The sequence below is a fragment of the Celerinatantimonas yamalensis genome, assembly GCF_046054155.1.
Classification (GTDB): Bacteria; Pseudomonadota; Gammaproteobacteria; order Enterobacterales; family Celerinatantimonadaceae; genus Celerinatantimonas; species Celerinatantimonas yamalensis.
Genome location: NZ_JBEQCT010000013.1, coordinates 54,668 through 66,457 on the forward strand (window position 1 = coordinate 54,668; position 11,790 = coordinate 66,457).

Sequence of the window (11,790 nt, forward strand, 5' to 3'; positions counted from 1 at the left end):
AGAAATATATATACAATCCCGATAACATAAAATAAAACAACGACCACCTTTAATAAGGAAATAAGCTATGACGAGTAGCATGGATAAGTTAACTGCATTTTTGGATATATACTTTGTTCCATATGCAGCAAAAGTTGCAAATCAACGGCATTTACAAGCAATAAGAGATGGCTTAATAATGTCGATGCCGCTCATCATTATTGGATCGATATTTTTAATTATAGGAAATATTCCTATACCAGGTTATTTCAATTTTATGGCTTCTATTTTTGGTAGTGGCTGGAAACAGGCATTATCATACCCTGTAGATGCAACCTTCGGGTTATTAGGGCTCTTTGTATGTATTGGTGTGTCTTATCGTTTAGCTGAAAAATATTCTCTTGATGCCATAACTTCCTCTATGGCATCAGTAGCTGCACTTATGATTATGTCCCCATATAAAATACCATTTTTTATCAAAGGGTTAGATAAAACGGTCGATGTCAAAGGGATCAACCTTGACTATATGGGTGCAAAAGGGATGTTCGTTGCTATTATTATGGCTGTAATTTCAGTAGAAATAATGAAATTCTTCATAAGAAAAAACATAGTAATAAAAATGCCTGATAGTGTCCCACCAGCGGTGGCAAAATCATTTACTGCATTAATCCCAATTCTTTTTATCATACTATTTTCATTATTGTTAAGAGTAGGAATCGAACAAACCCCTTGGGGAAATTTACATAATTTAATTCAAACATTTGTATCAAAACCTTTATTGCATGCTGGTGGTTCATACTGGGGAGCCATGCTAACAACCCTATTTATCAGTTTGCTCTGGGCTGTAGGGTTACATGGTTCTACAATTGTTCAAGCTGTTATGATGCCTATTTGGCTTACTCTTATGGATCAAAACCGAGTGGCTTTTGAAGCAGGCAAACATATACCTAATGTCGTGACATTTGACTTCTTTTATTTTTCAACAAAAATGGGAGGAGCCGGTTCAACGCTAGTGTTAGTTTTCTTTATGGCATTTTTAGCTAAATCACAACATTTAAAAGAAATTGGTAAATTGTCAATTATTCCTGGGATTTTTAATATTAATGAACCAGTTATATTTGGTGTACCAATTGTGTTAAATCCATTGTTATTAATTCCATTTATTATTGCTCCTCTTGTTGCTACAACAACCACATATTTTGCTATGGCAACAGATCTTGTACCTAGATTGACAGGCGTAACATTACCTTGGACAACACCAATTGGGATATACGGATTTTTAGCAACAAATGGCAGTTTTTTAGCGGTTGCATTAACTATGTTTAACTTAGCAATTATCGGAGCGATTTATTATCCATTCTTTAAAATTTTTGATCGTCAAAAAGTTACAGAAGAGAATAAAGTTAAAGAAGGAAATGAAATTACAGCTTAACAAACTTAATTTTTAAAAAAATAAATAATAGCTTTAGACCATTAGCTTATATAGGTGAAATGAAATGAAAAAGATAGTTCTTTGTTGCATGGCTGGAATGTCAACCAGCATGTTAGTATCAAAAATGAAAAAAGCAGCTGAAGATATAAATTTAGAGTGCGAAATAAAAGCAGTTTCAGCAGATCAATTGAAATCTAACTTAGATGGGACCACCTTAGTTTTATTAGGGCCACAAATTAAGTATAAGTTGCCAGAGATAAAAAAAATATGTGATGAAGTTAACATTCCTTGTGATGTTATAAATATGATGGACTATGGGTCTATGAATGGTAAAAAAGTTTTAGATTTTGCCATAAAAATATCAAAATAAAGGAAATTTCATATGAAAATTACTGATATAGAAATATTTTGTGCTGACTTTGAACCATCGTCGCCGAATGAGCCCATTTTCATTAAAATTAATACTGATAGTGGAATAAGTGGTTTTGGTGAAGCTGGGGTTGCATACGGCAAAGCTAAACAAGGTGCAATTGGGCAACTTAGAGATTTTTCAAAACTAATTATTGGGCAAGATCCATTTACCATCGAGAAAATTTGGGACCAATTGTATAGAGATACTTTTTGGGGGCAAGGTGGTGGCACAGTTATATTTTCAGCTATGAGTGCAATAGACATTGCTCTATGGGATATAAAAGGCAAAGCGTTAAATGTTCCTGTTTATGAATTATTAGGCGGAAAAACTCGAGATAAAATCAGGGCATATGCAAGTCAAATTCAGTTCGGTTGGGACAAAACAGAAACACCATTAGATGGGATTGAAAAATTAGCTATTGCTGCTAAAAAAGCTGTCGACGAAGGTTATACTGCTATTAAAGTTGATCCATTACAAAGAGACGAAAATGGTAATAAAAATCGTAGAAATGATGGATTTTTAACACAAAAAAAATTAAATTTATGCAGAGATAGATTAGTAGCAATTCGCGAGTCTGTTGGGGATGACGTTGACATCATATTAGAGCTACATGCTAAAACAGATGTTAATTCTGCACTTCAAATTAGTCGCTTAGTTAATGATTTGAACATTTACTATATGGAAGAACCTTGTGGTTCTCTTAACCCTCAACTATTTAAAGAGTTGAAAAATAAGATAGATATTCCTTTAGCAGCGGGTGAAAGAATTTATACCCGATATGGTTTTAAACCATTCCTAGAAAATCGCTCATTAGATGTAATTCAACCAGATATAGCAACTTGTGGTGGTATATCTGAAGCTAAAAAAATATGCGATATGGCTAGAATATATGATGTTTTAGTTCAACCGCATGTTTGTGGTGGCCCTATATCCAACGCAGCAGCCTTACAAATAGAGGCAGTCATTCCTAATTTTTGTATACATGAACACCATATAGGTAATTTAAGTGATTTCACTAGAAATTTAGGCGAACATGATATACAACCTATCAATGGTTATATTGATGTTCCAGAAGGGCCTGGAATTGGGCAAAACATTCCAGAGGGCATTATGAACAAGTGCAATATAATTACAGTTAATTAACTACAAACTTACTTTTAAATTAATATAGCCTATATTTTTAATACGATGCGTTATCTATAATTTATATTACAGTATTTTATGTATTAAATTTTTTAGGTCAATTTTCAAAATGTTGTTATGGAGGTAAGTATGGATTTAGAAGCAACTATAATGGAACTTATCATTAATGCTGGAGAGTCGAAAAATCTCGCAATGAGTGCTCTTGCTAGCGCTAAAAAAGGTGAGTGGAATGAAGTAGATGCTTTGTTAGAACAATCAACTAAAGCCACTCAAAGAGCCCATGGAATACAAACTGAATTGATAGGTATGGACGAAGGTTGTGGGAAAGTACCAGTGAATCTAATAATGGTGCATGCTCAAGATCACATTATGACAGCCATGTTGGCTCGCGAATTAATTGAAGAACTTATCGATATTCATCGCTCGCTTCAACGAAATTCTTGATTACCACTGAATCACAACCAATTTGAGTATGTAGTCTGGCATGGGCGGTGCATTAACCGCCGCCCGAATAAACCCGTCCAACACAGTCACCCGCTCAAATTGTCGATTAAATTTGCCACTAAACTCAGCTAGGTAACAGGAGAGGTTTCAAACAGATGGCATGGTCAGTCCCATACATCGCATTATTTACATCCCCTTCATCAAAGTAAGGTAACTCAACGCTATCTACACTACCCCTCCACCGGTCACGATAGGCACAAGAAACGAGTGAACTGCCCCAACATATCTAAAGAACCGGTCCGCCCATCCGAGATACCCAACACTTTGGGTTAGATATGATGATGGTTGAAAATGCAAAGGCAAAGTTCAGCTGGGTGACATAGAAAACATCCTAATTGTCTGTGCTGATGGCCTAAAAGGTTTCCCTGATATGACGCACGCTCTTCCCGCAGACATCTATCCTGTGAATTGTGCTATGGTGCGCACGCGCTGAGATACAATACGTATAATAAACCGTGATGACGACTCGAAAGCGTATTTATCGCTCAGCAACCAAAGAGAAAGTCTGCTTGAATGAAGCCGCATCGGTGAGATCTGAAACGAGCACCCCTTCAAATTACCCAATCGTTGCGTCATCACTGGCAAAACCTCAATACATTGCTTAATTCTCAGAAAATATCTTTAAAACGATGACACAACTCATGCGAATCGCTCAACGGTGTTATTCTAAAAGTAATCAAAAAGAGAACCATATTTCCAAGCGATGAATTAGCTCATAAGATGGTTTATCTTGCTATATCCGCTCAGAATGAAAGGCAGCGACTTGTCCGATAATCAATAGTGCTGGGCTTTGTACGGTTTTTGCTATTTCAGGCAGCTCGTTGAGTCGGCCTTTGAGTACGCGTTGATCGCTCCGAGTACCATGCTCGATAAAAGCGATCGGGGTTGTGTCGGCCATGCCTTCATTGAGTAACTGTTGGCGGATATGTGCAGCCTGAGCAATCCCCATGTAAAACACTAGCGTCTGCTGTTCATGAACCAGTCCCTGCCAGTTGAGCGGTCCATTGGGTTGCGAGTGGCCAGTGATCAGCATCACCCGCTGAGCGAAGTTCCGGTGTGTTAATGGGATCCCTGCAGTCGCGGCACACCCCAGCGCAGCGGTGATCCCGGGAACAACATGTACCGAGATCCCAGCATGTTGTAACGCTTCCATCTCTTCTCCGCCTCGCCCGAAAACAAATGGATCGCCGCCTTTGAGACGAACGACCCGTTTTTGAGCTTTCGCCTGTTCCGTCAGCAGGGCAATAATGGCGGATTGGGCGATGCAATGCATTCCGGATTTTTTTCCCACAAAAACCTGACGGATATGTTGTGGCACTAGTGCCATCACTTCGACTGATACCAATCTGTCATAGAAAACAACATCCGCCTGTTGCAGATAGCGCACGGCTTTGAGCGTTAGTAATTCGGGATCCCCAGGACCGGCACCAACCAACGCAACATCTCCCGGGGCAAATAAGGGCTTCGGTGCAAGATTCGTCATCACGCCCCCCTGTTGGCAGGTTGAACATGGGTATTTCCAACATACTCATCCTCAGCCCAGTACATACGCTGCGCAACAAACGCGCCTGAATTGAGTGTGATGTCCTGTAACACCCGCTCTTTAAAACGCAGATATCCGCCAGTATCGATCAAATGCCCCATGTGCAGATAGATCGGTTTCCCTCCAAGCATCTCTTTTTCAAAAGCAAAGATGTTGGGGATGACCTGAGTGATTACCTCTTCGGTGACCCAATTCAGAAATATTTTACCGACTCGTGGTGTTTTCTTACTAGTTCGCCCACCCAGCCTTACTTGGTAAAGCTGCTGCGGTTGCCGTTGCCAGGCCAACGTTGGACAAGCTAGGACACATTCACCACAGCCGATACAAGCACCATTTTCTTTAACTACTTTGCCATTTTTAAGCGCCAGACACCCAACTGCATGATGCTGGCAGCTTTGCACGCAGGCACCGCAACCGATGCAGCGCTGTTCATTAAACTGGATTTTAGCGACCCCGATAATGCCAAGATCGGTCATTGTCGCTTTCGCGCAATCGTTAGGACATCCAGCTAAGACCACTTTCAGATGATATGGGCTTGGATAGATCAGTTTTTCCAGCCGTCTGGCCATACCCGTTGTATCGGTATTGCCTTTTTGACAAATTTGGTTTCCCTGACACGCGACGATATTACGTCCCCCAATGGCCTGATAGCCAGCTTTCGGATCGGCAACCTCGACATCGCAAAGCTCCATCTCAATATCGTGTAAAAACGGCTCTAATTCGGCGTTCACTTTATCCATATCTTCGTAGTGAATTCCGGGCATAGCCAGTTTCTGACGAGTGGTTAGATGAATCAGACCATTTCCGTAAGTTTGGGCAATATGCTGTGCCACCGAAAGAAGATGTGCAGGCAGAATTCCCCCAGGGATACGAACGCTGATCATCGCTTCACCACGAACTTTCGATAAACGATATTCGTTCTGGGCGCGCGCTTTAATAATGTCAATATCAACACTCATTACTGCTCTCCTTAATCGATGAAGCACTGGGCTTGGGCATAATTGAATACAGGCCCATCCACACAAACATAGACATTTCCCATCCGGCAATGGCCGCATTTTCCGGTCGAGCAAGCCATACGTCGTTCATAGTCCACCCAGATCTGTTCGGCTTTAACTCCTTTATCTTGCAACATCTGCACAACGAATTTGATCATCACCGGCGGCCCAACCACAATCACCTTGGTGGCATCCATATCACTGATATTCAGATGTTGCAGATGTTCGGTAACCCGCCCGATGCGGTAATGTTCATCGGCTTGGCCTTCATCCAGCGTGACAATTAAATGGTGGACGTAATCCCACAACTGCATGTCCTGCTTGTACAGCACACTTTCGAAGTTTTTATAGCCGAGAATAATATCTAACTGCTCAATCTCTTCAGGGTGTTCACTAAAATAGCGGAGCAGGCCTTTGATCGGAGCTACCCCAGTTCCGCCAGCCACGATCAAGAGTTTCTGATGGCGAAACGTGTCTATTGGGTAACCATTGCCATAGCTTCCACGAAGCCAAACGTGCTCTCCGACCTGTTTTTCAAACAAAGCACTGGTGACTTTGCCAACATGACGGATCAGTAAATCCATCCATCCATCGCCGTAGTCAGAAACTGAAATGGGCGCTTCCCCGACTAAAGGCAAAGAGACTTCGACAAACTGACCCAATTTAGCGGGTAGATCTGTTTTGATCCGAAACGTCCACTCCTGCGCGGTATGTTTTTCGATGGCCAAAATCGAATAAGGGGCGGGCATTAGATCATGGTCACTCGGGTGACACTGACAGACAGGGTTCATCACAATTTCTCCTCGGCTAAAGCCTGTTGAACCGATTCAGTCATCTTATTAATAATATTAGAGAATTTAATGTATTGCGGGCAGCGGTCATCACAGCGACCACAGCCGACACACATCTGTTCGATGCCAAAGCGATCTTTAAAATCATTGACCTTATGCAGTGCGCGGTAGCGCAGTCGTTCGCCAGCTTTTTTGCGAAAACCATGCCCCCCAGCGATATCGGCAAATCTGGGAACCATACAACTGGACCACTGGCGGCGCCGTTCGCCCCGTTTTGGATTTTCGGCATACGGAACATCAAAAATGCTATAACAGGTACAGGTCGGGCAACCAGTCGTGCAGCGACCACAGCTGATACAACGCCGATCATACTCAGCCCATAAAGGATGATTTTTAAGAATATCGCGTATTTTTTGAGGATCATCGCAAACCTGTTCCGGTAGGGTGACCCGTTCTTTATTTTGCGTGATAAATGTGGGGGAATAGTCGCATGGGCGGCCGATGTCTTTAAAAAACGGAACCAACGCTTCATCGTTGATGGTGATGCGAGCACCCTCGCGACTAAAGAGCACGGCAGCGGCATAGTCATCGGTGCGGTTAGTCCCCATTGAAACACAAAAGCAGTTTTCAAAAGACTGTTCGCATTCCATCAAGATAAAGTGAATATTCTGCCGGATTCTCCGATAGCTATAATCAGCCTGAGGCCCATTGTGCAGGTACATCGCATCCAAACGGGACATCGCGTTAATATCGCAGGCTCGGGCAAAAATCAACATCGGACGGGTGTCGACATCAGCGATTTGAATCGTCTCGCGATCAAAGTGAAAGAGGGTTTCGGTGATGGGGGTAATCACCGTATTGGGTGACATATGAGATTTTTCCTGCCAGACAATTTCCTGCCAAGAACTGACAGGCTGATACACAATATTGTCCGTATCAGCGAAACGTCCGCCGCGGTATTCAGCTTTAGGGGCATAAATACGCCAATCAGGGAGTAATTGGGTTAATACCTGAGTGAATTCATCAGGATTTATTTGAATAGCCATGATCAATACTCATATAAAATAGTTATTGACCACCCTACGCTTTCTTCAATTATCGATATAACTAATTATGATTATAATCAGTATCAATTTTTTAGATATACCCATACAAATAGTAGTGAAATTAAAGTCATCTTAAATACCATGAGCAAAACCATCACCCTGATTCAGGAGCGTGGTTGAAATGATCCTCTTAACCTCTTAGCCTCTTAACCTCTCAACCGATGAAAGAGCGTTCTATCGTGCGTTGGTAACGAATGAGGCTTCGCAAGCGAAGGCTTCTAAAGCTTTCTTATCCATATTGCTTATCCTTAGCCATGACTGGCTTAATTATAAGCAGATACACAATTTAAATTACAGGCTCCTATTCAGAGCCAATGGACACATTATCTGCATTCAAGATCGCATTCCTGCACCGACTAACCCAGCGTTTACCCATACTATTTCTTATCACAAGATTGCTATTGGCCCTCCCTTATTCTACCTGATGCTGACATAAGCGATGCTCGCCTACTACTGCCTTTCTAAAGACGCACCAACATCATTCATCTGCAATAATAGGTTGAAAAAATAATGCAAATATCAGAGTTAAATCATATAAACAGGCGGATTAACTCTTTTAGGCGATTGTGTGGTAATGAGTAAATCAGTATGGTGAAATATTCGCAGATACACATCTCAATGTATCTTCGTAACCGGCGCAACCCAATTGACTACATCGGGGGGCGGTAGCGTGGTTCAACCTAATTAGCTTGTCGTCAAGCTTATTTGTCACCTCACCAGATATAGCACTCATGAATAGACTAGTGATAGCGGCATCGATCGTTTAAATGATATCTGAGCTTACGACAGGCTCAGATCACTGATCGGCGATATCTACCTTTATAGCCATTTCGCGATGGCGATTGTGAATGCTCTGATTTCTGTATGGATAGACAGTATTATTTGTATATGTGCCATCGCGAGCGCAGATCCACCCCAACTGATGCACACTTTGTTATAAACATCATTATAAAAATAAATAGAAATCAATATATTAGTCTAAATGTGAGGTTGGATAATGCGCAACGCAAAGAGAGAAAATGCGCATGCGCATTTATCGCGAGGGTATATTTTGCCAAACAAGACTTAACTGTATGATAGTCAGGTAAAAACATCTTGCTCACTTTGCCCCCAAAAGGGTAGGATTTGAGCATGCTTCATATAAAAATGTTATGCAACTCAGGTAAATTTAGGGGCTCAATCTTTTGGGATTTTTCCGGCCATTCGTTTTGTGTTGTCGGCAAATGAGCATTTTTACCTTCAAATTCATTGTGAACTCAAGCCGTAAAACAGGCAAAGTTCTTTGTTTGCCTCAATCAGTTTTAGCGCTGGTTCGTTGCCAATTCAGCGTGCGTAAAGTGTGGAAAGGGTAAGTTTATCGAGCATTTTGCACTTGCTGAAAGTCTTGCTTGTTGAGTTTGTCTCATTCAAAAGCTTGGTTTGTTGCTGAAAGGTGGACTTTGTTTTGGCGGCTTATTTATCACGGCTCTGGCTTCGGTTGGTTCTTGAATTACTCAACCATTGCAATTGTGGCTTTTGATCGAGTAAAGTTGGTTTATCTTATTGAATTTGCATAACAAACGGCTCAAGAGGGATTGCCAACGCTTGGCGGTTTTAGTGCAAAATTGAAGTTCAGTGTTTACAGTGTTTTTTTTAAGTTCGGTGGTGCGTTGTCAACCCCTTAGCCGGGCGTTAGGCATTCTCTAAATTGGAGTCATCATGGAAAATCCAAGTATTCCCTTTCAAACAATAGAGTGGAAAGGTGTTCCTCGAACAGAGCACAAGGGCGAAACAGGAATTGCTTATTGGCAGACAATACAATTCGAAGGTTTGAGAGTTCGAATTGTTGAGTATTCTAAAAACTATAAAGCAGATCATTGGTGTGAAAAAGGGCACATAGTTTATTGCTTGGAAGGTGAAGTGGTAAACGAGTTAAAAGATGGTACTAAATCAATTTTGAGTGAGGGCATGTCATACATTGTTTCAGACGACCTTAGCTCTCATCGTTCTATCACCGAAAATGGTGTTAAATTAATGATAATTGACGGTGCATTTTTACAATCAAATGCCTAAAAAAATGTTATGCAATAAAGGAAACAATTACATTATTTTATGAATAAGTTATATGTTATAGGAAACGGATTTGATCTTTATCATGGCTTAGCAACAAGCTACCTATCATTCGGTGTCTTTTTACAAAAAAACAACCCTAACCTTTATGAAAGCATGGTTTGTTACTATGGACTACCAAGTATAGAAAATGGGCATGAACAAACTCCGAGCAGTTATCTTTGGTCAGAATTTGAGGCTGCATTGGCATATATAGATCACGAATCAATACTAGAAGAATACTCTGATTATATCGCTTCCCCTAGTTCACCAGATTTCAGAGATAGAGATTGGGGATCTTTTCAGATAGAAATAGAAAGAGTAGTTGATGAGTTAACAGTTGAACTGTTCTCAGCCTTTAAAGAGTTTATTCTGGGTGTCGATCTTTCTAAAGTAAACGAAAGCGAAACGCTTCCTTTAGATATAAATAGCCTATTTTTAAACTTCAATTATACAGACACTCTCGAAACAGTTTATGAAATTGAAAATGATAATATTTTGTATATCCATAATCAGGCATCTTATAGCAATGAATTGATACTTGGTCACGCTATTGAGCCTGAAAGCTTTGAAGAAGAAGAGATTAGACCTCCAGAAGGACTTAGTGATGAAGAATATGAGAGATGGTCAGATATGATGTCTGATAATTTTGATCATTCTTTTGAGATGGGGAAAGATGAAATGTTAACTTATTTTTATAAGTCACATAAAGATACTCAAACTATCATTTCAGGAAATGAATCTTTTTTTAGTCATCTAAACAATATTAATGAAATTTATGTTTTAGGTCACTCACTATCTGAAGTCGATGAACCATACTTTGTGAAGTTATTTAATTCTGTAAATACTGATACAAAATGGTATGTAACTTATTATTCAGAAGAAGAAAAAGAAGGACATAAGGTGGTGCTAGAAAAGTTAGGAATTAAAGAAAGCCTAACCCAATTACTTAAAATGCATCAATTAACGTAAGTTGCGAGTATTTAAAAATGCATAACAATTAGCTGCACGCTGACAACCTTTGCTACGCTCATTTTGTGTATGTCGCGTAGCTCCATTATACACAAAATGCTCTCCGCAAAGGTTGCAGGTGAGCTAGGCGTTAGCTAATCACTGGAAGTTATGATTAAAATTAGAAATTACGAAACTAAAGATGCCGCTATTACATGGGAGCTTAAATTCAATACGATCCGCAATATTAATGTTCGAGACTATACTCTTGCTCAAACAAAAGCATGGGCTCCGGATCATTTCGATATGAAATTATGGCAGAAACGTATAAATGACATGAATCCTTTTATCGCCGAATTGAATGGCAAAGTCGTTGGGTTTGCTGACTTACAGAGTGATGGCTATATTGATCATTTCTTCTGCCATTCAGAATATCAAGGTTTTGGTGTGGGACGAGCATTGATGGAGCATATCCTTGCAATTGGAATTTCCAATGGAGTATCGCGCTTTTATTCACAAGTGAGCCTTACCGCTCGTACATTCTATGAGCACTTTGGCTTCAAAGTGGTCAATGAACAGAGCATTGAAGTTCAAGATGAAAAACTGACGAATTTTGTCATGGAAAAAATTATCTAACAAGAGACTATGGCGTCAAGAGTTAATTTTTGGCGCTGTTTGCATCCCACATGCAGCCATCTCTGAGCATAGAATTTAGGATGACGACCATCTTTCTGACGCAAGCAATGATCGCTACTTTTTTAGGTTTTCCTGCGGCTAAAAGTCGTTGATACATCTCTTTAAAAACAGGGTTACATTGCATCGCAGACATCATGGCCATGTACA

Annotated in this window: 11 protein-coding genes and 2 pseudogenes; 8 read left to right on the forward strand and 5 right to left on the reverse strand. The window is 40.4% G+C overall.

What is annotated here, in order from left to right:
• Window positions 1-67: 67 nt before the first annotated feature.
• The 4 genes from celB (at window position 68) to ABUE30_RS18095 (ending at window position 3,410) form a co-directional block, all read left to right on the forward strand.
• The gene (gene celB / locus ABUE30_RS18080; RefSeq protein WP_408625243.1) at window positions 68-1,411 is read left to right on the forward strand and encodes a PTS cellobiose transporter subunit IIC; all 1,344 of its coding nucleotides are present in this window, start codon (window positions 68-70) and stop codon (window positions 1,409-1,411) included.
• Window positions 1,412-1,475: 64 nt separating this feature from the next.
• The gene (locus ABUE30_RS18085; protein ID WP_408625244.1) at window positions 1,476-1,781 is read left to right on the forward strand and encodes a PTS sugar transporter subunit IIB; all 306 of its coding nucleotides are present in this window, start codon (window positions 1,476-1,478) and stop codon (window positions 1,779-1,781) included.
• A gap of 12 nt (window positions 1,782-1,793) precedes the next feature.
• A complete protein-coding gene (locus ABUE30_RS18090) occupies window positions 1,794-2,966 on the forward strand; it encodes a mandelate racemase/muconate lactonizing enzyme family protein (protein WP_408625245.1) in 1,173 nt (390 codons plus the stop codon).
• Window positions 2,967-3,095: 129 nt separating this feature from the next.
• On the forward strand, window positions 3,096-3,410 hold the full coding sequence (locus ABUE30_RS18095) for a PTS lactose/cellobiose transporter subunit IIA (RefSeq protein WP_408625246.1): 315 nt from the start codon (window positions 3,096-3,098) through the stop codon (window positions 3,408-3,410).
• 793 nt (window positions 3,411-4,203) lie between these two features.
• Here the strand turns inward: ABUE30_RS18095 and cobA are convergent.
• From cobA to asrA, 4 genes are read right to left on the reverse strand one after another with little or no spacing between them, the layout of a single operon-like run.
• The gene (gene cobA / locus ABUE30_RS18100; protein ID WP_408625247.1) at window positions 4,204-4,953 is read right to left on the reverse strand and encodes a uroporphyrinogen-III C-methyltransferase; all 750 of its coding nucleotides are present in this window, start codon (window positions 4,951-4,953) and stop codon (window positions 4,204-4,206) included.
• Window positions 4,953-5,972 carry a sulfite reductase subunit C gene (gene asrC / locus ABUE30_RS18105; protein WP_408625248.1) on the reverse strand — a complete coding sequence of 340 codons (1,020 nt, stop codon included), beginning with the start codon at window positions 5,970-5,972 and terminating at the stop codon, window positions 4,953-4,955. Before asrC ends, cobA begins: the two co-directional genes overlap by 1 nt.
• 11 nt (window positions 5,973-5,983) lie before the next feature.
• Complete coding sequence (gene asrB, locus ABUE30_RS18110) at window positions 5,984-6,802, reverse strand: anaerobic sulfite reductase subunit AsrB (RefSeq protein ID WP_408625256.1); 819 nt, start codon at window positions 6,800-6,802, stop codon at window positions 5,984-5,986.
• Window positions 6,802-7,848, reverse strand: coding sequence for an anaerobic sulfite reductase subunit AsrA (gene asrA, locus ABUE30_RS18115; protein WP_408625249.1), 1,047 nt, complete (start codon window positions 7,846-7,848; stop codon window positions 6,802-6,804). Before asrA ends, asrB begins: the two co-directional genes overlap by 1 nt.
• Window positions 7,849-8,209: 361 nt before the next feature.
• Between asrA and ABUE30_RS18120 the strand changes: the two are divergent.
• The 4 genes and pseudogenes from ABUE30_RS18120 to ABUE30_RS18135 form a co-directional block, all read left to right on the forward strand.
• Window positions 8,210-8,314: pseudogene (locus ABUE30_RS18120) on the forward strand (alcohol dehydrogenase); the annotation flags it as partial.
• A 1,292-nt stretch (window positions 8,315-9,606) separates the two neighbouring features.
• Entirely contained in the window at window positions 9,607-9,960 is a 354-nt protein-coding gene (locus tag ABUE30_RS18125; protein ID WP_408625250.1) for a DHCW motif cupin fold protein, read from the forward strand.
• Between the two features lie 39 nt (window positions 9,961-9,999).
• The gene (locus ABUE30_RS18130; RefSeq protein WP_408625251.1) at window positions 10,000-10,968 is read left to right on the forward strand and encodes a bacteriophage abortive infection AbiH family protein; all 969 of its coding nucleotides are present in this window, start codon (window positions 10,000-10,002) and stop codon (window positions 10,966-10,968) included.
• A 150-nt stretch (window positions 10,969-11,118) separates the two neighbouring features.
• Window positions 11,119-11,583, forward strand: a complete 465-nt coding sequence (locus ABUE30_RS18135) for a GNAT family N-acetyltransferase (protein WP_408625252.1) — start codon at window positions 11,119-11,121, stop codon at window positions 11,581-11,583.
• A 22-nt stretch (window positions 11,584-11,605) separates the two neighbouring features.
• On the opposite strand, the pseudogene ABUE30_RS18140 reads toward ABUE30_RS18135, so the two are convergent.
• Window positions 11,606-11,790: pseudogene (locus ABUE30_RS18140) on the reverse strand (IS110 family transposase); the annotation flags it as partial.

Excerpts from the sequence above, each read along its gene's own strand:
- celB (WP_408625243.1), top strand. The coding sequence starts at position 68 with ATGACGAGTAGCATGGATAAGTTAACTGCATTTTTGGATATATACTTT.
- ABUE30_RS18085 (WP_408625244.1), top strand. The coding sequence starts at position 1,476 with ATGAAAAAGATAGTTCTTTGTTGCATGGCTGGAATGTCAACCAGCATG.
- ABUE30_RS18090 (WP_408625245.1), top strand. The coding sequence starts at position 1,794 with ATGAAAATTACTGATATAGAAATATTTTGTGCTGACTTTGAACCATCG.
- ABUE30_RS18095 (WP_408625246.1), top strand. The coding sequence starts at position 3,096 with ATGGATTTAGAAGCAACTATAATGGAACTTATCATTAATGCTGGAGAG.
- cobA (WP_408625247.1), bottom strand. The coding sequence starts at position 4,953 with ATGACGAATCTTGCACCGAAGCCCTTATTTGCCCCGGGAGATGTTGCG.
- asrC (WP_408625248.1), bottom strand. The coding sequence starts at position 5,972 with ATGAGTGTTGATATTGACATTATTAAAGCGCGCGCCCAGAACGAATAT.
- asrB (WP_408625256.1), bottom strand. The coding sequence starts at position 6,802 with ATGAACCCTGTCTGTCAGTGTCACCCGAGTGACCATGATCTAATGCCC.
- asrA (WP_408625249.1), bottom strand. The coding sequence starts at position 7,848 with ATGGCTATTCAAATAAATCCTGATGAATTCACTCAGGTATTAACCCAA.
- ABUE30_RS18125 (WP_408625250.1), top strand. The coding sequence starts at position 9,607 with ATGGAAAATCCAAGTATTCCCTTTCAAACAATAGAGTGGAAAGGTGTT.
- ABUE30_RS18130 (WP_408625251.1), top strand. The coding sequence starts at position 10,000 with ATGAATAAGTTATATGTTATAGGAAACGGATTTGATCTTTATCATGGC.
- ABUE30_RS18135 (WP_408625252.1), top strand. The coding sequence starts at position 11,119 with ATGATTAAAATTAGAAATTACGAAACTAAAGATGCCGCTATTACATGG.